Source organism: Streptomyces sp. NPDC014870, assembly GCF_043081505.1.
Lineage (GTDB): Bacteria > Actinomycetota > Actinomycetes > Streptomycetales > Streptomycetaceae > Streptomyces.
Window position 1 is genome coordinate 148,891 of record NZ_JBIBWQ010000004.1, and the last position, 20,317, is coordinate 169,207.

At 72.7% G+C, this 20,317-nt stretch carries 15 protein-coding genes; 8 read left to right on the forward strand and 7 right to left on the reverse strand.

Annotated elements, in window-relative coordinates:
* The first annotated feature begins 137 nt into the window (after positions 1 to 137).
* The 3 genes from ACF09C_RS13175 (at position 138) to pulA (ending at position 8,408) form a co-directional block, all read left to right on the forward strand.
* Positions 138 to 1,157, forward strand: a complete 1,020-nt coding sequence (locus tag ACF09C_RS13175) for a LacI family DNA-binding transcriptional regulator (RefSeq protein WP_392091997.1) — start codon at positions 138 to 140, stop codon at positions 1,155 to 1,157.
* Positions 1,158 to 1,279: 122 nt separating this feature from the next.
* Positions 1,280 to 2,968: a carbohydrate-binding module family 20 domain-containing protein gene (locus ACF09C_RS13180; protein WP_392091592.1), complete on the forward strand. Its 1,689-nt coding sequence runs from the start codon at positions 1,280 to 1,282 to the stop codon at positions 2,966 to 2,968.
* A 67-nt stretch (positions 2,969 to 3,035) separates the two neighbouring features.
* Positions 3,036 to 8,408, forward strand: coding sequence for a pullulanase-type alpha-1,6-glucosidase (gene pulA / locus ACF09C_RS13185; RefSeq protein WP_392091593.1), 5,373 nt, complete (start codon positions 3,036 to 3,038; stop codon positions 8,406 to 8,408).
* Positions 8,409 to 8,463: 55 nt separating this feature from the next.
* On the opposite strand, the gene ACF09C_RS13190 is transcribed toward pulA, so the two are convergent.
* Positions 8,464 to 9,186, reverse strand: a complete 723-nt coding sequence (locus tag ACF09C_RS13190; RefSeq protein WP_392091594.1) for a TetR/AcrR family transcriptional regulator — start codon at positions 9,184 to 9,186, stop codon at positions 8,464 to 8,466.
* Positions 9,187 to 9,224: 38 nt separating this feature from the next.
* Here ACF09C_RS13190 and ACF09C_RS13195 point away from each other — a divergent pair, with 38 nt between their 5' ends.
* Positions 9,225 to 9,491 (forward strand): hypothetical protein, encoded by a 267-nt coding sequence (locus ACF09C_RS13195; protein WP_362424282.1) that lies wholly within the window; start codon positions 9,225 to 9,227, stop codon positions 9,489 to 9,491.
* Positions 9,492 to 9,670: 179 nt separating this feature from the next.
* On the opposite strand, the gene ACF09C_RS13200 is transcribed toward ACF09C_RS13195, so the two are convergent.
* From ACF09C_RS13200 to ACF09C_RS13215, 4 genes are all read right to left on the reverse strand, one after another.
* Positions 9,671 to 10,726, reverse strand: a complete 1,056-nt coding sequence (locus ACF09C_RS13200) for a PDR/VanB family oxidoreductase (protein WP_392091595.1) — start codon at positions 10,724 to 10,726, stop codon at positions 9,671 to 9,673.
* A 1-nt stretch (position 10,727) separates the two neighbouring features.
* Positions 10,728 to 11,612, reverse strand: coding sequence for a metal-dependent hydrolase (locus ACF09C_RS13205; RefSeq protein WP_392091596.1), 885 nt, complete (start codon positions 11,610 to 11,612; stop codon positions 10,728 to 10,730).
* A gap of 95 nt (positions 11,613 to 11,707) precedes the next feature.
* On the reverse strand, positions 11,708 to 13,651 hold the full coding sequence (locus tag ACF09C_RS13210; protein ID WP_392091597.1) for a hypothetical protein: 1,944 nt from the start codon (positions 13,649 to 13,651) through the stop codon (positions 11,708 to 11,710).
* A 57-nt stretch (positions 13,652 to 13,708) separates the two neighbouring features.
* The gene (locus tag ACF09C_RS13215; RefSeq protein ID WP_392091598.1) at positions 13,709 to 14,509 is read right to left on the reverse strand and encodes a tyrosine-protein phosphatase; all 801 of its coding nucleotides are present in this window, start codon (positions 14,507 to 14,509) and stop codon (positions 13,709 to 13,711) included.
* A gap of 126 nt (positions 14,510 to 14,635) precedes the next feature.
* Here ACF09C_RS13215 and ACF09C_RS13220 point away from each other — a divergent pair, with 126 nt between their 5' ends.
* The gene (locus ACF09C_RS13220) at positions 14,636 to 15,145 is read left to right on the forward strand and encodes a hypothetical protein (protein ID WP_392091998.1); all 510 of its coding nucleotides are present in this window, start codon (positions 14,636 to 14,638) and stop codon (positions 15,143 to 15,145) included.
* A 48-nt stretch (positions 15,146 to 15,193) separates the two neighbouring features.
* Complete coding sequence (locus ACF09C_RS13225; RefSeq protein ID WP_392091599.1) at positions 15,194 to 15,829, forward strand: DUF1707 domain-containing protein; 636 nt, start codon at positions 15,194 to 15,196, stop codon at positions 15,827 to 15,829.
* A gap of 132 nt (positions 15,830 to 15,961) precedes the next feature.
* On the opposite strand, the gene ACF09C_RS13230 is transcribed toward ACF09C_RS13225, so the two are convergent.
* Positions 15,962 to 17,341, reverse strand: a complete 1,380-nt coding sequence (locus tag ACF09C_RS13230; protein ID WP_392091600.1) for a DUF1996 domain-containing protein — start codon at positions 17,339 to 17,341, stop codon at positions 15,962 to 15,964.
* A gap of 212 nt (positions 17,342 to 17,553) precedes the next feature.
* Between ACF09C_RS13230 and ACF09C_RS13235 the strand changes: the two genes are divergently transcribed.
* Positions 17,554 to 18,222, forward strand: a complete 669-nt coding sequence (locus ACF09C_RS13235; RefSeq protein ID WP_392091601.1) for a hypothetical protein — start codon at positions 17,554 to 17,556, stop codon at positions 18,220 to 18,222.
* Positions 18,223 to 18,266: 44 nt separating this feature from the next.
* Positions 18,267 to 19,688 carry a PepSY-associated TM helix domain-containing protein gene (locus ACF09C_RS13240; RefSeq protein WP_392091602.1) on the forward strand — a complete coding sequence of 474 codons (1,422 nt, stop codon included), beginning with the start codon at positions 18,267 to 18,269 and terminating at the stop codon, positions 19,686 to 19,688.
* On the opposite strand, the gene ACF09C_RS13245 is transcribed toward ACF09C_RS13240, so the two are convergent.
* Positions 19,689 to 20,255, reverse strand: coding sequence for a winged helix-turn-helix domain-containing protein (locus ACF09C_RS13245; RefSeq protein WP_392091603.1), 567 nt, complete (start codon positions 20,253 to 20,255; stop codon positions 19,689 to 19,691).
* Between the last annotated feature and the right edge of the window lie 62 nt (positions 20,256 to 20,317).

A 20,317-nucleotide genomic window follows, 5' to 3' on the forward strand; every position in this document is an offset into this window, starting at 1 on the left:
GCGGTCCCCCCCCCCCCCCCCGCGGGTCCCCCGGGGGGGGGGTGCGGGGCGCGCCCCCCCCCCCCCCCGGTGGGGGGGGGGGGGCCCCCGCCCCCCGCCGGGGGGGCGCGGGCCCCGCCCCCCCGCGGCTCGCGGACATCGCGGCCCAGTCGGGGGTCAGCGAGGCCACGGTCAGCCGCGTCCTCAACGGCAAGGCGGGCGTGGCCGGCGGGACCCGGCACCGGGTCCTGGCCGCGCTCGACGTGCTCGGCTACGAGCGTCCCGTACGGCTGAAACGCCGCAGCGCGGGCCTGGTCGGTCTGGTCGTGCCCGAGTTGACCAACCCGATCTTCCCCGCGTTCGCCCAGGTCATCGAGCAGGTCCTGGCCGGGCACGGCTACACGCCGGTGCTCTGCACCCAGATGCCCGGCGGGGCCACCGAGGACGAGTTGGTCGAGCAGCTGGAGGAGCGTGGCGTCACCGGCATCATCTTCCTGTCCGGGCTGCACGCGGATGCCACCGCCGACCCGGAGAGGTATGTCCGGCTGGCCGCGCGGGGCGTCCCGTTCGTCCTCATCAACGGCTTCAACGAGCGGGTCGACGCCAACTTCGTCTCGCCCGACGACCGGGCCGCCGCGCGGATGGCCGTACGGCACCTGGTGGAGCTGGGCCACGAACGGATCGGCCTGGCGATCGGGCCGACCCGCTACGTCCCCTCGCGCCGCAAGGCCGAGGGCTTCGCCGCCGAGCTGCACCGGCTCCTCGGGATGGAGCGCGCGGAGGCCGAACGGTACGTCCGCCCCACGCTGTTCGGCGTCGAGGGCGGGCACGCGGCGGCCGACATCCTGCTCGACCAGGGCTGCACCGGCATCGTGTGCGGCTCCGACCTGATGGCGCTCGGCGCGATCCGCGCGGTGCGCGCGCGTGGCCTCGACGTGCCCCGTGACGTGTCGGTGGTCGGCTTCGACGACTCACCCCTCATCGCCTTCACCGACCCGCCGCTCACCACCGTCCGCCAGCCCGTGCAGGCGATGGCGACGGCGGCGGTCGGCGCGCTCCTGGAGGAGGTGGAGGGCAACCCCGTGCAGCGCACGGAGTTCGTCTTCCAGCCGGAGCTTGTGGTGCGCGGCTCGACGGCCCAGGCGCCGGCCGGTCCGTCGCTGCAACTGCTTGCGTAATCCCTTGCGTTGAGGGGTCCAAAGGGTTGACCCGGCCCCGGGGCGCTCGTACGGTCACGGCTGAAAACAGTTGCTGTCATTTTCGGCAACTTCTTGCGACAGGGACGTCGTCAGGAGGAATCATGGCCAGAAAGACCGTGGCCGCTGCACTCGCCTTGGTGGCGGGAGCCGCTGTGGCCGTCACGGCGCCGCCCGCCCCCGCACGGGCGGCGGCACCCGGGCCGAAGGACGTCACCGCGGTGATGTTCGAGTGGAAGTTCGCCTCGGTGGCCAAGGCCTGTACGGACCAGCTCGGTCCGGCCGGCTACGGCTACGTACAGGTCTCGCCGCCCCAGGAACGCATCCAGGGCTCGACCTGGTGGACCGCCTACCAGCCCGTCAGCTACAAGATCGCCGGACCGCTCGGCGACCGCACCGCCTTCAAGGCCATGGTCGACACCTGTCACGCGGCGGGCGTGAAGGTCGTCGCGGACACCGTCATCAACCATATGGCTAACGCCTCGGGCACGGGGACGGGCGGGACCTCGTTCTCCAAGTACGACTACCCGGGCCTGTACTCGGGCGCCGACATGGACGACTGCCGGGCCACCATCTCGAACTACCAGGACCGGGCCAACGTCCAGAACTGCGAGCTGGTCGGCCTCCCGGACCTCGACACCGGCGAGGACTGGGTGCGCGGCCGGATCGCCGCGTACATGAACGACCTGCTCTCGCTCGGCGTGGACGGCTTCCGGGTCGACGCCGCCAAGCACATGCCGGCCGCCGACCTCGCGAACATCAAGTCGCGGCTGACCAACCCGGGCGTCTACTGGAAGCAGGAGGCGATATTCGGGGCCGGTGAGGCCGTCTCCCCGAGCGAGTACCTGGGCAACGGCGACGTGCAGGAGTTCCGCTACGCGCGGGACCTCAAGCGGGTCTTCGGCTCGGAGAAGCTGGCGTACCTGAACAACTTCGGCGAGTCCTGGGGCTACATGCCCTCCGGGCAGTCCGGGGTCTTCGTCGACAACCACGACACCGAGCGCGGCGGCGACACGCTCAACTACAAGAACGGCGCCACCTACACGCTGGCGAGCGTCTTCATGCTGGCCTGGCCGTACGGCTCCCCGGACGTCCACTCCGGCTACGAGTGGTCCGACAAGGACGCGGGCGCGCCGAACGGCGGCCAGGTCAACGCCTGTTACAGCGACGGCTGGAAGTGCCAGCACGCCTGGCGCGAGATCGCCTCGATGGTGGGCTTCCGCAACGCGACGCGCGGCACGGCCGTCGGCAACTGGTGGGACAACGGCAACAACGCGATCGCGTTCGGGCGCGGCGACAAGGGGTTCGTCGCCATCAACCACGAGAACGCGGCGCTGAGCCGGACGTACCAGACGGGCCTGGCGGCCGGCACCTACTGCGACGTGCAGTCGAACACGCCGGTGACGGTGAACGGCTCGGGTCAGTTCACGGCGACGCTCGGCGCGCACACGGCGCTCGCCCTGCAGGTGAACGCCCGCGCGTGCGGGACGTCGTCGTCGGCCACCGGAGCGTCGTTCGGAGTGACGGCCACGACCGCGGTCGGCCAGAACATCTACGTGACGGGCAACCGCGCCGAGCTGGGCAACTGGTCCCCGGCGGCGGCCCTGAAGCTGGACCCCGCGTCGTACCCGGTCTGGAAGCTGGACGTCACCCTGCCGGGCTCCACGGCCTTCGAGTACAAGTACCTGCGCAAGGACGGCGCGGGCAACGTGACCTGGGAGTCCGGCGCGAACCGCACGGCGACCGTGCCCGCGTCCGGGCAGGTCGTCCTCGCCGACACCTTCCGCAGCTGACGCCCCCCTCTCTCAGGGCCGCCCCACCGGGGGCGGCCCTCCTTCCCGTACCTCCAGGGAGACCTCCGTGATACGCAAGAGAACGGCGGCCGTGCTGGCCACCGCCCTGTGCGCGGCCCTCGTGCCCGTCCTCCCCGCATCCGCCGCACCCCCGCCGCCGCCACCCCCCTCCGACCGGGCGCTCGCCGCCCAGCCCGCCCGCCACGACCTCACCCGCGAGCAGTTCTACTTCGTGCTCCCGGACCGGTTCGCCAACGGCGACACCGCCAACGACCGCGGCGGGCTCACCGGCACGCGGCTCCAGACCGGCTTCGACCCCGCCGACAAGGGCTTCTACCAGGGCGGCGACCTCAAGGGCCTGACGAAGAAGCTCGACTACATCAAGGGCCTCGGCACCACCGCGATCTGGCTGGCGCCGATCTTCAAGAACCAGCCGGTCCAGGGCACCGGCAAGGACGCGAGCGCCGGCTACCACGGCTACTGGATAACCGACTTCACCCAGGTCGACCCGCACTTCGGCACCAACGCCGACCTGGAGAAGCTGATCGACCAGGCCCACGCCAAGGGCATGAAGGTCTTCTTCGACGTCATCACCAACCACACCGCCGACGTCGTCGACTACCAGGAGAAGACCTACGACTACCTCTCCAAGGGCGCCTTCCCCTATCTGACGAAGGACGGCGTCCCCTTCGACGACCGCACCGCCACCGCGGGCGGCGGCTCCTTCCCGCGCGTGGACAAGGACTCCTTCCCCCGCACCCCCGTGGTCCCGGCGGAGAAGAAGAACCTCAAGGTCCCGGCCTGGCTCAACGACCCGACGATGTACCACAACCGGGGCGACTCGACCTTCGCCGGCGAGTCCTCCCAGTACGGGGACTTCGTCGGCCTCGACGACCTGTGGACCGAGCGCCCCGAGGTCGTCGAGGGCATGGAGAAGATCTACCAGCGCTGGGTGCGCGACTTCGACATCGACGGATTCCGCATCGACACCGTCAAGCACGTCGACACCGCGTTCTGGACCCAGTGGGCCACCGCACTCGACGAGTACGCGGCCGAGCGCGGCCGCGACGACTTCTTCATGTTCGGCGAGGTGTACTCCGCCGACCCGGCGATCACCGCCCCGTACGTCACCGAGGGCCGCCTCGACGCCACCCTCGACTTCCCCTTCCAGGACGCCGCCCGCGCCTTCGCCTCTCAGGGCGGGTCCGCGGACAAGCTGGCGAACCTCTTCGGCCAGGACTACAAGTACACCGCTCGCCACGCCAACGCCTACGAGTCGGTGCCGTTCCTCGGCAACCACGACATGGGCCGCTTCGGCACCTTCCTCAAGCAGGACAACCCGAAGGCCGGCGACGCCGAACTCCTCGCCCGCTACCGGCTCGCCAACGAGCTGATGTTCCTCACCCGCGGCAACCCCGTCGTCTACTACGGCGACGAGCAGGGCTACACCGGCGCCGGCGGCGACAAGGACGCCCGCCAGACCCTCTTCGCGTCGCAGACCGCCGACTACCTGGACGACGACCAGCTCGGCACCGAGCGCACCCACGCCACCGACGCGTACGACCCGAACCACCCCCTCTACCGGCAGATCGCCGCCCTGTCGAAGCTCACCCGCGAGCACCCCGCGCTCCGCGACGGCGTCCAGGAGCAGCGGTACGCCGAGGGCTCCGTCTACGCCTTCTCCCGTACCGACGCCCGCGCCAAGGCCGCCTACGTCGTCGCCGTGAACAGCTCCACCGAGGCGAAGACCGTCGAGATCCCCACCGGTGCGGCCGGCACGGCGTTCACCGCGATCCACGGCGGCGACGCCCGGGTCACCAGCTCCGGCGACACCAGGATCAAGGTCACCGTCCCGGCGCTCGGCTCCCTCGTGCTGAAGGCCGACAAGCCGCTCGGCGCGCCCGCGGCGACGCCCACGATCACGCTCAAGGCGCCCGCCGCCGGGGCCACCGGCACCGTCGAACTCTCCGCCGACGTCACGGGCGGACAGCTCAACCGCGTCGTCTTCGCCGCCCAGACCGGCACGGGCAGGTGGCAGGTCCTCGGCTCCGCCGACCACGCCCCGTACAAGGTCACCCAGAAGGTCACCGCCCCCGCCGGAACGGCCCTGCGCTACAAGGCCGTCGTCGTCGACAGCGCCGGCCGCACCGCGAGCGCGACCGCCGCGACCACCAGCGGCGCCCCGGCCGTCGAGCAGCCGCCGACCGCCACCCAGCGCGACTACGCGATCGTCCACTACAAGCGCCCCGCCGGGGACTACGACGACTGGGGCCTGTACACCTGGGGCGACATCGCCGACGGCGAAGGCACCACCTGGCCCGCCGGAAAGCCGTTCACCGGCCGTGACGCGTACGGCGCCTTCGCCTACGTCAAGCTCAAGCCCGGCGCCTCCTCGGTCGGCTTCATCGCCGTGAACAAGGACGGCGTGAAGGACACCGACGCCGACCGGACCGTCGACCTGTCGAAGACCGGCGAGGTGTGGATCGAGCAGGGCAAGGGCGAGGTGCTCAACGCCGCGCCCGAGGGTGCCTACCCGCCGCAGGACACGACGAAGGCCGTCCTGCACTACAAGCGGGCCGACGGGAACCACGCGGGCTGGGGCCTGCACACCTGGACCGGCGCCGCGAACCCCACCGACTGGAGCAAGCCCCTGGAGCCGGTCCGCGTCGACGCCTACGGGGCCGTCTACGAGGTCCCGCTCGCGGCCGGTGCCACGTCCTTGAGCTACATCCTGCACAAGGGCGACGAGAAGGACCTGCCCAGCGACCAGTCCCTCGACCTGAAGGCCGACGGCCACGAGGTCTGGCTGCTCGGAGGCCAGGAGAAGTACCTGCTCCCGCAGCCCAAGGGCAGCGGCGCGGCCCTGGACCTGACCAAGGCCCAGGCTGTCTGGATCGACGGGACCACCCTCGCCTGGAACGGCGGCGACGCCGCCGCCTCCAGCATGCTGCTCGCCTCCCGCGACGGCTCGGTCAAGGTCGAGAACGGGACGCTCACCGGCGACCGTCAGGTGCTGCGCCTGAACCGGACGCAGCTCACCGACGCGCAGAAGGCCGCCTTCCCGCACCTCAAGTCCTACGGCGCCTTCACCGTCGACCCGCGTGACCGCGACCGGATCCGCGAGGCCCTCAAGGGCCAGCTGGTCGCCGCCCAGTACGCCGCGAACGGCGCCGTCCTGACCGCGACGGGCGTCCAGATCGCCGGCGCCCTGGACTCCCTCTACGCGCCGAAGGCGACCGGCAAGGCACTCGGCCCGGTCTTCCGCGACGGCCGTCCCACGCTCTCCCTCTGGGCCCCCACCGCCCAGTCCGTCGCCCTCGAACTCGACGGCAGGACCGTGCCCATGCGCCGCGACGACGCCTCCGGCGTCTGGTCGGCCACCGGCACGCGCGCGTGGACGGGCAAGCCGTACCGGTACGTGGTGAAGGTGTGGGCGCCGAGCGTCCAGCAGATCGTCACCAACAAGGTCACCGACCCCTACTCCACCGCCCTGACCGCCGACTCCACCCACAGCCTCGTCGTCGACCTCGCCGACCCGAAGCTCGCGCCGAAGGGCTGGACCGGCCTGAAGAAGCCGGCCGCCGTCCCGCTGCGTGACGCCCAGATCCAGGAACTCCACGTCCGCGACTTCTCGATCGCGGACAGCACGGCCGTCCCCGCCCACAAGGGCACGTACCTCGCCTTCACCGACGCGGGCAGCAAGGGCTCGCGCCACCTGAAGGCCCTCGCCGACTCCGGCACCTCCTACGTCCACCTGCTGCCGGCCTTCGACATCGGCACCATCCCCGAGAAGAAGTCCGACCAGACCACCCCCGCCTGCGACCTGTCGGTCTACGCCCCCGACTCCGAGGAGCAGCAGGCCTGCGTGGCCGCGGCGGCCGCCAAGGACGCCTACAACTGGGGCTACGACCCGCTGCACTACACCGTCCCCGAGGGCTCCTACGCCACCGACCCGAACGGCACCCGCCGCACGGTCGAGTTCCGGCAGATGGTCCAGTCCCTCAACGGCGCGGGGCTGCGCACGGTCATGGACGTGGTCTACAACCACACCGTCGCCGCAGGACAGTCGGACAAGTCCGTTCTCGACAAGGTCGTACCGGGCTACTACCAGCGCCTCCAGGCCGACGGCTCCGTCGCCACCTCCACCTGCTGCGCCAACACCGCGCCCGAGAACGCCATGATGGGCAAGCTCGTCGTGGACTCGGTCGTCACCTGGGCGAAGCAGTACAAGGTGGACGGCTTCCGCTTCGACCTGATGGGCCACCACCCGAAGGAGAACATCCTCGCGGTCCGCAAGGCCCTGGACGCGCTGACCGTCGCGAAGGACGGTGTCGACGGCAAGGCGATCGTCCTCTACGGCGAGGGTTGGAACTTCGGCGAGATCGCCGACGACGCCCGCTTCGTCCAGGCCACCCAGAAGAACATGGCCGGCACCGGCGTCGCCACCTTCTCCGACCGGGCCCGCGACGCCGTGCGCGGCGGCGGCCCCTTCGACGAGGACCCGGGCGTCCAGGGCTTCGCCTCGGGCCTGTTCACCGACCCCAACTCCTCGGCCGCCAACGGCACCCCGGAGCAGCAGAAGGCCCGCCTGCTCCACTACCAGGACCTGATCAAGGTCGGTCTCTCCGGCAACCTCGCCGACTACACCTTCACCGACACCTCCGGGCGTACGGTCAAGGGCAGCCAGGTCGACTACAACGGCTCCCCGGCCGGATACGCGGCCGTCCCCGGCGACGCCCTCGCCTACGCCGACGCCCACGACAACGAGACGCTGTACGACGCCCTTGCCTTCAAGCTCCCGGCGACCACCTCGGCCGCCGACCGGGCCAGGATGCAGGTCCTCGCCATGGCGACGGCCACGCTCTCCCAGGGCCCCGCGCTCTCCCAGGCGGGCTCGGACCTGCTGCGTTCCAAGTCGCTCGACCGCAACTCGTACGACAGCGGCGACTGGTTCAACGCGATCCACTGGGACTGCCGGGACGGCAACGGCTTCGGCCGGGGCCTGCCGCCGGCGGCGGACAACAAGCCCAAGTGGGGCTTCGGGAAGCCGCTCCTTACGTCCCCGACGCTGACGGTCGGCTGCGAGCAGATCGACGGCGCCTCGGCCGCCTACCGGGACCTCCAGAGGATCCGTACGACCGAGCCCGCCTTCTCCCTCGCGACCGCCGGACAGGTCCAGGACGCCCTGTCCTTCCCGCTCTCCGGCACCGACGAGACCCCGGGCGTGATCACCATGCGCCTGGGCGACCTGGTCGTGGTCTTCAACGCGACCCCGCAGCGGCAGCCCCAGAAGATCGCCGCCCTGGCGGGCACGGCCTACGCCCTGCACCCGCTCCAGGCCACGGGCGCGGACACCACGACCAGGTCGGCGACCTACGAGGCGTCCTCCGGCACCTTCACGGTCCCGTCCCGCACGGTCGCCGTCTTCAAGGCGGGCTGAGCAAGGATCCGGGTGGGCCCCGCAGGGCGGTGCCCACCCGGACCACCGACAGGCTCTAGTGCTCCGCCTGACCGCCCTGCGCAGGCACCCGTGGCACCAGGGTCATCAGCCGGGCGACCAGCTCGCCGAACGGGCCGTCCGACGGCTCGTCGGCGAGCATGCGGATCAGGATGTCCGCCATCTCCGGGTCGTACGCGGCGCTCACCGCCGCGAGCGCCGCGAAGTCGTGCACCAGCTGGAGCTCCAGCTCCGCGCGCGGCACCCGGCGGCCGTCGAGCCAGATCAGGGCCGTCGACTCGGCGAGCGACACCCAGGAGCGAACGACCAGTTCGAGGCGGGCCGAGGGGGTCTCCACCTCCAGATGGGCCAGGATCTGCTCGTAGGCCGCCTGCCGCACCTCGTCGATCATCGCGTTCGTCGTGGAGGAGCCCACCGCCGGGCCGCCCCGCATCAGCGCCGCGAAACCCGGGCCATGGTCGTCGACGAAGTCGAAGAACCGGCCCATCACCCGTAGCAGCCGCGCCCCGAGCGGCCCCTGCGGCGGTTCCATGAAGCGGGCGGCCAGCTCGTCCGCCGCCCGCCGCAGCGCCGCCTCGTACAGGCTCTGCTTGCCGGGGAAGTAGTGGTAGACCAGCGGCCGCGAGATCCCCGCGGCCGCGGCGATCTCGTCGATGGAGACCTCGTCGGGAGAGCGGTGGCCGAACAGCTCCAGAGCCACCCCGATCAGCTGTTGCTTGCGCTCCTCGACGCCCATCCTGCGGCGCACTCCGGTCGTCATGCGAACAGCCTAACGGGCGTCCTATACGCTCCCTCGACATGAGCACATCCGGTCTGAGCCCGAAGCAGGCACGCCAACTGCGGATAGCCGCCGCCTCCGTTCTGCTGGTCACCATGGCCGTGGTCCTGGCGATCCGGCTCGCCAGCAGGACATCCGTCCTCGTCGTCGGCGTGTACGGGCTCGCGATGATCCTCTGCGGCGTCGTGATCGAACTCTCGCGCAACGGCCGTACCCGCCTCGGCACCTGGCTCCTGGTGGGCGGCCTCGCCGCCGCCCTCGCCTTCGACTGGCTGATCCTGCCCTAGGTCGTGTCCGGAAAGTCTGGCCTGGCCGACGATGTCCGGCACGCACGCTCGCCGCGTTGCCGAAATGCCCGAGTAGCTCCGCTACTAGGACATCCCGGCGCCTTGCGATCGCACGCACCGGACGCCGCCGGCCCCGCCCTTCGGGCGGACGCCCATACTTTCCGGACACTCCCTAGGGCCTACAGGTCGAGGACCAGCCGCTCCCCGGCGCACCGCGAGACGCAGATCAGCATCGAGCCGGGCCGCTCGGCATCGCTGAGCAGCTCGTCCCGGTGGTCGACCTCGCCCTCCAGGACCCGCTGTTGGCAGGTGCCGCAGAAGCCCTGCTCGCAGGAGTACGCGACCCCCGGCACCGCGCCCCTGACGGCCGCGAGGACCGACTGGTCGGCGGCCACCGTCACCGTACGCCCGGAGCGGCGCAGTTCGACCTCGAACGGGCCGCCCCCGGCCGTCGCGGCGGGGGAGAAGCGCTCCAGGTGCGGGGCCAGGCCCTCGGGCAGCGCGGCGGCCACGGCCGCCATCAGCCCCTCCGGGCCGCAGCAGTAGACCGCGGTCTCCTCGGGGAGCCCGGCGAGGAAGTCCAGTTCCGGGCGGCCCGCCTCGTCCTCGGGGACCACCGTGACCCGGGTCCCGCCGCCGAGCTTCTCGATCTCGTCGACGTACAGCAGGGTCGCGCGGCTGCGCCCGCAGTACAGCAGCCGCCAGTCGGCGCCCGCCGCCTCCGCCGCGCGCAGCATCGGCAGCACGGGCGTGATCCCGATGCCGCCCGCCACGAAGACGTACGCCGGGGCGTCGACGAGCGGGAAGCGGTTGCGCGGCCCGCGGATCTCGATCTCCGTGCCCACATGGAGCTGTTCGTGGACCTCGCGCGAGCCGCCCCGGCCGTCCTCGATGAGGCGGGTCGCCACGGTGTACGTGTCGGTCTCGGCCGGGTCGCCGCACAGCGAGTACTGCCGGACGAGCCCGGAGGGCAGCACCAGGTCGATGTGGGCGCCCGGCTGCCAGGCCGGGAGGCCGGTGCCTTCGAGGCGGAGCCTGACCACCCCGTCGGCGGGCTCGGTGCGCTCGGTGACCAGGACCCTGCGGGTGACGGTCGCGAGCCTGCCGCGACCCGAGATCGGCTCGTCCAGGGTGGGCATCGGCCAGAGCGGGGCGGCCTCGATCCGGCGGCGCATGGCGCGCTTGGCGAGGACCGCCGCCCCGGCGATCAGGACGACGGTACGCAGACGGGGCATGTCAGCGGCCTCCGTTGGCGCCGGGGGAGTTGGCCAGGTACGCGACGGCCTGGGCCGTGTTCCCCTCCTGGGAGGGGTGGTAGTCGCGGCTGAGGTAGCGCGGCACGGCCCGCAGCAGGTCGGGCGTGGACGGCAGCACGCCCTCCCGGCCCTTGCGGACCAACTGGCCCACGGAGGCGCGGCCGTTGACGAGCGTCGGGTCGTTCTCCATGAAGAAGCGGGTGCCGCGCTGCCAGAGGAAGATCATCGCGGTGAAGGCGGTGGCCCAGGTGCGGGCGCGGCGCCGGTAGCCCCCGTCGAGGTGCATGAACAGCTCGAAGGCCACCGAGCGGTGCTCGACCTCCTCCGCGCCGTGCCAGCGCAGCAGGTCCAGCATGGTCGGGTCGGCGCCCCGCCGGTCCAACTCCTCGGCGTTCAGCACCCAGTTGCCGAGGAAGGCGGTGTAGTGCTCGATGGCGGCGATGAGCGCGACCCGCTCCATCAGCCACCAGCGGCGCGGCCGGCCGGGCGGCAGGGTCCGGTCGCCGAGCAGCTTCTCGAAGAACCAGTCGACCTGGGCGGTGTACGGCGTGGGGTCCAGGCCCAGCTTCTTGAGGTGCGGGAGCACGTCGTCGTGGGCCTGGGAGTGGACGGCCTCCTGGCCGATGAACCCGATGACGTCGGTACGCAGCCGGTCGTCGGTGATGAACGGAAGCACCTGCTTGTACACGTGCACGAACCAGCGCTCGCCGGCCGGGAGCAGCAGGTGCAGCACGTTCATGGTGTGGGTCGCGAAGGGGTCGCCGGGAACCCAGTGGAGCGGGGTCTCCTCCCAGTCGAAGGAGACCTTGCGGGCCTTGAGTTCGATGTGCTCCGACGCCACCGGTGCAGGCTGCGTATTAGACATGCCGTCAATGTACTGAGGGGTAAGCAGTTGGCAACAGGGTCGTGCACGAGATTTCCCGCCCGCCCGAAGGCCCCGAGCACCCTCCGGCGAAAGGCCTACCGCAGCGCCCCCACCCGCGTCCCGTTCCGCAGCGTGCCGTCGAGGTCGGCGCGGGCGCCCGCCTTCGCCCGTACCGCGAGCAGCCGGCCCTCCGCCTCGCCCTTCACGCCGCCCGTGGTCCGCAGCGAGGTGAACTCCCCGCTGCCCGCCGCCAGGACGTACCAGTGCCCGCTCTTCGCCTGCCAGAGCACCCCCGCGAGGACCCGCGGCTCGCGCACCCCGCACGCCGGTGACTCCTCGGCCCGCGCCACGACGGCCGCCGCCACCCCCGGCGCCGGGACCTGGAACTGGGCGAGCACCCGGCTCCCCGAGCCCCGCCAGGTCTCCGCCCGCGCGCACACCCAGGCCGCCCGGCCCTCGCCCTCCGGCAGCCGCTGCTGCGCGAACGCCCAGGCGTTCACCGACCGCACGCCGTGCGAGCGGACCGCCGTCAGCCGGCACGCCGCCCGGGCCCACAGCTCCCGCGCGGATCCGCCGGACGCGTCCTTCCCGGTGACGTCCTTCGGCGCGGAGGGCGGCCCCGAGGTCAGCCGGGCCGGCGCCAGTTCGCCGAGGTCGGCAAGGAGCCGCACTCCGGTCGCGTCCCGCACCTGGAGGGTGTTCCACGCCGTGCACCCCTGCGCCTGCGCCGGGCTGAGCAGGGGCTCGGTCACCCCGTCCGCGTCGCGGCCGAGCCGCCAGGGCTCCTTGGCCGGCGCCAGCAGGTCCCGTACCGCCGTCTCCCGCACCCAGGGCGCCGTCAGATAGCGGACGTTGGCCGTCGTGCGGGAGAGGACGAGCGCCGCCGAACCGACCGCGTCCGCCCCGTCGGTGCGCGCGAAGTCCAGGGCCGCCCCGGCCGTCCCCGCCCGCGGCTCCGCGTACCGGACGGCCCGCAGCCCGTCGTGGAGCAGCACGATCCGCGAGCCGTCGACCTCGCCCGCGTAGAGCAGCTGGGGCGAGCCCATCGGGGGACCCACCGGCGTCCCCGGCGTCGCCGACGACCGCACCGACGGGCCCGGCCTCGCCCACACCGCGAGCGCCCGGCGCAGCAGCGCCCGGTCGTCCGCGAGGGCGCCCCTGACCGGCCAGACCGAGAAGTCCGTGCGCGTCGAGCTCTGCCAGTACCCGGCGGGGACGCGTCGCAGCTTCGCCGGGTCGAGCGCCGCTTCGGCCGCCGGATTGCGCGCGTACGAGGGAGCGGCCGCGCCGCCGCGCCCCCAGCCGTCGCCGGGCAGCCCGAGCAGCGTCCCGCACACCAGGGCGGCCGCAAGGGCGGCGAGCGCCGCCCGGCCGTGCTGCCGACGGCGCATCAGATCGGGCGGCCTGGCCTGGAGCGAGCAGGGATCGAACTCGGGCGAGTCGAGGAGGGCGTACAGCGCGGGCACCTCGTCCGCGTCCGCGAGGGCCGCCCGCGCGTCCTCCCGTGCCACCCCGGCGGCCCCGAGCACCCGCAGCACCTCCGCGTCGCCCTGCCGCTCAAGGCCCCGCAGCACGTACACCGCGCGGGCCGGACCCGAGAGGGCGGAGAGCCGCTGGTCCAGGGCCAGTTCGTCGGCGCCGCCCGAGCGCGGGAACAGCCGCAGTCCCCACACCTGCGGGAGCAGCGGCGGGAACTGCGCCCGCCGGGGCAGCGCCCGGCGCCACAGTGGCAGCCCCGCGATCAGCGCCTGCCGCAGCACCTCGCCCCGCACGTACGCGTACCCGGGATCCACCGCGTCCTCGGCCCGGCGTGCGCCGGGGACCCGGCCGCCGGACGTCCGGCGGCGCGGCAGCGCGCCCTGGACGAGCGCGTGCCCGGTCACCACCCGCCGGTTGCGCCCCAGCGAGGGCGGCAGCACGAGGTACGCGATCCGGACCAGCCGCTGGTAGTGCTCGACGAGCGCCGCCTCGGCCTGTTCGACATCGACCGGGTCGAGGGGCGAGCCGAGGGGGGAGGCGTCGAGTTCCTGGGTGCTCACATTCAGCAGAACGAGCGAATGGTGGGATGGTCACCTCGGCGGGGTGCCCCGGACGGCTCAGGCGTCGTACACCGTGAGCCGCTCGCGGATCACGTCCGTCACCGCGTCGGGGACGCCGAGCCCGTCCCGTACGTACGCCTCCATCGAGCCGTGCCGGACCGCGACCTCGTCGAGCGCCGCCTCCAGGTACTCCGGTACGACCCCGATCAGGGCGAGCGCCAGCTCGGGGTCGCCGCCCTGCGCCGTGAACCCCTCGATCATCGGCGCGAAGGCCTGCCGTACCGCCGGATTGACCGACAGGTACTCCGCCATGACCGTCTTCTCGTCCGCGCCGAGCAGCGTCAGGACCATCGTCGCCGCCCAGCCGGTGCGGTCCTTGCCGGCCGTGCAGTGGAAGAGCAGCGGCCCGCCGCGCGGATCGCCCAGCTCGGTGAGGAACGCCCGGTAGGCGAGGCGGGCGGAGTCGGTCGACACGAAGGCCCGGTACGTGCCGACGAAGGCCTTCTGGGCCCGGCCCCCGCCGAGGGCCTGCTCGGCCAGCATCGGGTTGGTCAGGAGGGACTTCAGCTGGGCGGCGGGCGGCAGACCGCTGGCGGCCAGATGGTCGGCGAGCACGTCGGCGAGGAGCAGCCGGCCGCCCGGCGGCAGGTTGTCGGGGCGGTCCGCCCGCTCGTGCGCGGTACGGAAGTCGACGACGGTGCGGATGCCGAGCGCGGCCACGGCAGGCTCGTCGGGGTCGAGCCGGTCGAGCTGCGCGGAGCGGAAGAGCCGGCCCGAGCGCACGCTGCGGCCCCGGCCGAGGGGGAGGGTGCCCAGGTCGCGGAGGTTGGCGACGGTGGCGGCGGGGATGGCGGGCATGGCGTCGTCCTCCGGATCGGTCCCTCAGGGCGGGCGGTGCGATATACGGGCATAACCCAACAAACCGTAACCGATCGGATTCCGCTCACCCGGACGCGACCGGGCGGGCAGGATGGGCGGATGCTGATGCGTACGCGACGAACAGCAGCGGTGGCCGCGATCCTGCTCGCCCTGGCGGCCTGCGAGTCGGCGCCCGATCCGGCGTCCGGGCCCGCGCCCGGAGCTGCGCCCGAGGAGGCGAGCGGCACCCTGGAGCAGATCGCCGAGCGCGCGGTCTGCGCCCCGGAGGTCCAGACGGACGCGGCCGAGCTGCGCCAGGCGAAGTGCGCCACGGACGACGGGACGTACGTCCTGACCACCTTCGCGACCGACCGCGGGCAGCGCGAGTGGCTCAACGAGGCCAAGGACTACGGCGGTTCCTACCTGGTCGGCCGCAAGTGGACGGTCTCGGGCGAGGCGAGGACGGTGGAGCGGGTACGGCTGCGGCTCGGCGGCCGCGTCGAGACCACCGAGCCGCACGGGGCGCATCCCTCGGGTACGGCCACGGGCGCGTCTCCGGGGACGAGTTCGGGTTCGGCCTCGGGTACGTCTCCGGGTTCGGGTACGTCTCCGGGTTCGGCTACGGGGCACCACTAGGCCCCCGTTTCACTTCGGGCCGCGCCCCCGCCACCTATGCTCGGGATCATGACTGCCCAGCCTCCGGAGCCGATTCGGCCCGCCGTTCACCCGGGACAGCTCCGTGCCTCGCACGACGACAGGGAAGCCGTGGTGGAGCGGCTGCGCGACGCGGCGGCCGAGGGGCGCCTCGACTTCGACGAGCTGGACGAGCGGCTGGGGCTGGCGCTGACGGCGAAGACCCACGCCGAGTTGGACGTCCTGACCGCGGACCTGCCGGCGCCCGCGTCCGCCTCCGCGTCGGCGTCCGCGGGGAGCCTCCCGCCGCTGCTGCTCAAGGGCGGGCTGAACGGCGCGTCCCGGGGCCCCGGGCGCTGGGAGGTTCCGGCGCGCGTGATCGCCCGCGGGGGTCTGGGCGGCGTGAAGATCGACTTCAGTCGGGTGGAGTGCCGCCTCCCGGAGGTCGAGGTGGAGGCGTACGGCGAGGCGGCCGGGGTGACCGTGGTCGTCCCCGACGGCTGGGCGGTGGACACCGGCGGGATGGATCCCGGCATCGGCGGCCTCAAGGACGGGACCACGGGCGACCGGCTTCCGGGAACGCCGCTGATCCGGCTCACCGGCTCCGGCGGCATGGCGGGAGTCGTCGTCCGTCACCCCAACCGCCGGGAGCGGCGCAAGCTGGAGAGCAACCCGAAGGAGCGCTGAACGCTGTCTCCTCGGTGAGCGCGACCGAGGAGACACGCGCGCGGCGAGCGGCAGCGGCGCCGACGAGCACCGGCGGAGCTACGAGCACCGGCGGCGCCGGGAGTGCCGGCGGAGCTACGAGCACCGGTGGCGCTACGAGCACCGGCGGCCGCTGTTGACGCAGTCCACCACCCTTCGCATCAGCCGCTGGTCGAAGACGTTGATGAAGTCGCCGTGGTCCGTGATCGGCTTGTGCAGCTGCTCGGGGAACGAGTCGACGGCGAAGCCCGGCCCGGGAGGCACGTCGTAGACGATCCGCTGGACGAGCTGCGGGATGGCGCGGAAGCCCTTGCCGCACCGCCCGCTCGCCGGGTCGGCGAAGGCCACGTGGGTGCGGTGGTTGGCGCTGTCGGTGTTCCGGCCGTCCCAGCAGCTCTGGAAGCGGAAGGTCCGCACCACCTTGCTGCCCTGCGGGCAGATCGGGTACTTGTCCTTCAGCTGGCGGTTCTCGAACCCGGTACAGGACCAGGAGGCGTTGGCGTTCGCGTCGCCGTTGGTGAAGGCCTTGGCGTCGCCCGTGATGATCCGCAGGAAGCGGGGCATCGCCGTGACCTTGGAGACCGGGCTGCCGACGAAGTTCAGCGTGACCTGCGCGGGTGTCTGGATCTCGCCCACGTTCTGGTCCTTGCCGCCGCCGTCCGCGTTCGCGTCGTCCTCGGCCCGGCCGTTCTGGAGCCGCAGCACCGGCCAGTAGTAGGTGGACCGGTCGCCCTGGTTGCGGCACGTGGTCCGGCCCCTGGCGAGGTCCCGGTCGCTCGCGAAGGCGTCGTTGGCCTGGTTGCCGACGTAGTCGTGCATGTGGTGGGCGCCGTTGCTCACGCCCGGCGCGACGATGACGTTGTCCGGGTTGAACTTTCCGTTCTGGTTCCGCCCGCAGTCGGTGACGAATGAGCCGCGTGAGCCGCCCCTGCGCTGCTGCGGGAGGTTCACGTTGGGCCGCACGGACCGGATGTCGACGAAGTCGGCGGGCTCGGGGCCGTTCCCCGACTGTCCCTGCTCCGCGCCCCCGCGGCCACCCCCGCTCGGCTCGTCGTCGGCGCGCAGGGTGCACGGCGCGAGCCCGTCGAGCGGCTCGCCCACCGACTGCCCGATCCGCTGGAGCACCGGGAGCCGCTCCTCCTTCAGCGGGTCCAGGATCTCCCGCTCGGCGAAGGCAGGGTCGCTCTCCACCTGCTCCCGGTCGTCGGCGAGCCGCTGGTAGGCGGCGGTGATCTGACTGTCGAGGGCGGCGAGTTCGCGGTCCACGGCGTCCCGCGCCGCCTCCGGTACGTCGGTCAGCTCCTCGGCCGCGTCGGGGCAGTCGATCGTGGAGACCGCGTTCCGGACATCGGGCGGCGGCGGCCGGTCGCCCGAGCCCTCGTCTGCCGAGGCGTAGACATTGACGGCGACCAGCCCGCCCGTCCCCAGGATCAGGGCGACGGAGGCGGCCACTACTCGTTTCGCGCGTGTCGAACGTTTTCGTGTGCGTCGCATGGGACTCCATACGCACGCCACGCCCCATGCGTTCAGCCTCAGCGATGCGGACGTTCGTTCGACCCTCTGATCAGGGAGGCGGTCTCCCGCTTCCGGCGGCGGGATGTCACCATGGCCGAATCATGACGGACACCCGGTCGCCGATACGCGCCCTGAGAGCCGCACTCTTCGCGGCGGTGTGTGTCGTATTGGCAGCCGTGGGGCATTCGTCCATGTCTGCGCACGAGATACCGGCGGGGTCGCTCTCCGCGGCCTTCGTCGTCACCGGCTCCCTCGCGTGGTGCGCGGGCGGCCGGCGGCGCGGCGCCGCAGCCATCGCGGGCGGCCTCGCGGCCGTCCAGACCGCGCTTCACCTGATCTTCTCGGCCGGCCAGTCGCACGGCGGCGGTACGGCCGGGCACACGGCGATGGACCACGCGACCGCGCAGGCGGACCCCGCCACCGCGCACGCGGCCATGGACCCGGCGACGGCCCACACGGCCGTGGACCAGGCGATGACCTCGGTCATGGAGACGACCGTGGGCTCGGCCACGGAGATGACCGTCGGCTCGGTCATGGAGACGGTCGTGGCCGCCGCCGGGAGCCAGTCCTCCCTCGGCATGCTCGCCGCCCACCTCCTCGCCGCCCTCTTCTGCGGCCTCTGGCTGGCCAGGGGCGAGGCCGCGCTCTTCGCGCTCGCCCGCACGGTCGCCGCGCTCGCCTTCACCCCGCTGCGCCTGCTGCTCGCCGTCGTCCGCGTGCCCGAACCTCCCCGGTCCGTACGCCCCCGGCCGCGTACCCCGCGCCGTGCGCGCGGCGTCGTCCTCGCGCACAGCCTCTCCCGGCGCGGCCCGCCTCGGCTGCCCGTACCCCGCGCCACCGCCCTCGGAGCACACGTCTGACCCGGGGGCGATTCCCCCTGTCGACACCGACTCCCAGGACAGCCATGACCATCGACGATCTCGCGCGCCCGGAATCCGCCGACGCGCCCACCGACAGATCCGCCTCCACCCGGCCCGGGACCTGGAGCGCCCTGCGCCCCCTCGTCCTGCGCCTGCACTTCTACGCGGGCGTGCTCATCGCCCCCTTCCTGCTCGTCGCCGCCGCCAGCGGCCTGCTCTACGCGCTCTCCTTCCAGGCCGAGAAGGTGATCTACGCGCACGAGCTGGAGGTCCCCGTCGGGAAGGAGGTCCTGCCGCTCTCGCAGCAGGTCCACGCCGCCACCAAGGTGAACCCCGACGGCACCGTCACCGCCGTCTGGCCCTCCGCCGAGGACGGCGCCACCACCCGCGTCCTCATGGCCGACCCCGACGTACCCGAGGGCACGTCCCTCGCCGTCTTCGTCGACCCGTACACCGGCGAGATCCGCGGCCAGCTCCCCAGCTACGGCAGCTCCGGCGCGCTCCCGCTGCGCACCTGGATCGACGAGCTCCACCGCGATCTGCACCTGGGCGACCTCGGCCGCAACTACAGCGAGCTGGCCGCCAGCTGGCTGTGGGTGATAGCCCTCGGCGGCCTCGCGCTCTGGATCGGCCGGCGCCGCAAGAACCGCCGAGAGCTCTTCGTGCCGGAGCGCGGCCCCAAGTCCCGCCGCCGCACGCTCTCCTGGCACGGCACGGTCGGCCTGTGGGCCGTCGCCGGTCTCGTGGTCCTCTCCGCGACCGGTCTGACCTGGTCGCGGTACGCGGGTGAGAACATCGGCGCGGTCCAGGACCAGCTGGGCGGCGCGACCCCGACCGTCTCCGCGACGCTGGCCGGCGCGGGCGACGGCGGCTCGGAGCACGAGGGCCACGACATGGGCGGTCACACGGCCGCCCCCAAGGGCCCGGACGTCGGCATCGACAAGGTCGTCGAGGCCGCCCGCGCGAAGGGCATCGAGGGGAAGATGTCCGTCGTCCTGCCCTCCGAGGGCAAGGGGTACGTCGTCAAGGAGACCGACACCCAGTTCCCGGTGCACCTGGACTCGGTGGCGGTGAACCCGGCCGACGGCACGGTCATGGACGAGCTGCGGTTCACCGACTACCCGGTGCTCGCCCAGCTCACCCGCTTCGGCATCGACATGCACATGGGCGTGACCTTCGGTCTGGTCAACCAGCTGGCCCTGGCGGCCCTCGCCCTCGCGCTCATCCTGCTGATCCTCTGGGGCTACCGCATGTGGTGGCTCCGCCGCCCCGGCCGCCCGGTCGCGCGCGGCGCGTGGCGCAAGGTTCCGCCGACCATGCTGCTGCCGCTGCTCGCGACGACGGCCCTGGTGGGCTGGTTCGTCCCGATGCTCGGGCTCAGCCTGGTGGCGTTCCTGGCCGTGGACCTCGCCCTCGCCCTGGTGGCCAGGGTGAGGGCGAGGTCCCAGAAGTCCCGCGCTGCCTGATCAGGGCGCGTACTTGTAGCCGACCCGCCGCACGGTCTGGATCGTGTGGCGGTGCTCGGCGCCCAGCTTGCGGCGCAGCCGCGCCACATGGACGTCGACGGTCCGCCCGTCGCCCACGTGTCCGTACCCCCACACCGTCGTGACCAGCTGGTCGCGGGTGTGCACCCGGTGGGGGTGGGCGACGAGGTGGGAGAGCAGCTCGAACTCCAGGTACGTCAGGTCCATCTCGGCGCCGTCCACATGGGCCACGCGCCGGGCGGAGTCGATCGTCACGGGCCCCTGCTCGTCCTCAGGGACGGCGGGGGCCTCCGGCGTCACGGGCGCCTGCTGGTCGGCGGGCAGCAGCACGAGGTACCCGACCATCGGCGGCCGTCCGGGCAGCGTCGGCAGAGCGTGCGGCGGTGCGGGCAGCAGGGTGGCGCCGGGCGGCAGGAACTCGGCGACCTGGGAGAGGTCGACGACCTCGTTGGGATCGACGGCCCGCAGCCGGTGCCGGCCGGGCCGGAGCGCGGCGGGGGCCGGGGCGGTGCGGGAGACGGGGAGGGCGGCGGTCCGGGTGTGGGCCATGGCAGCTCAGCTCTTTTCGCGCGAGACGGAGAAGAAGACGCAGACGTACGACGTCGTTTCGC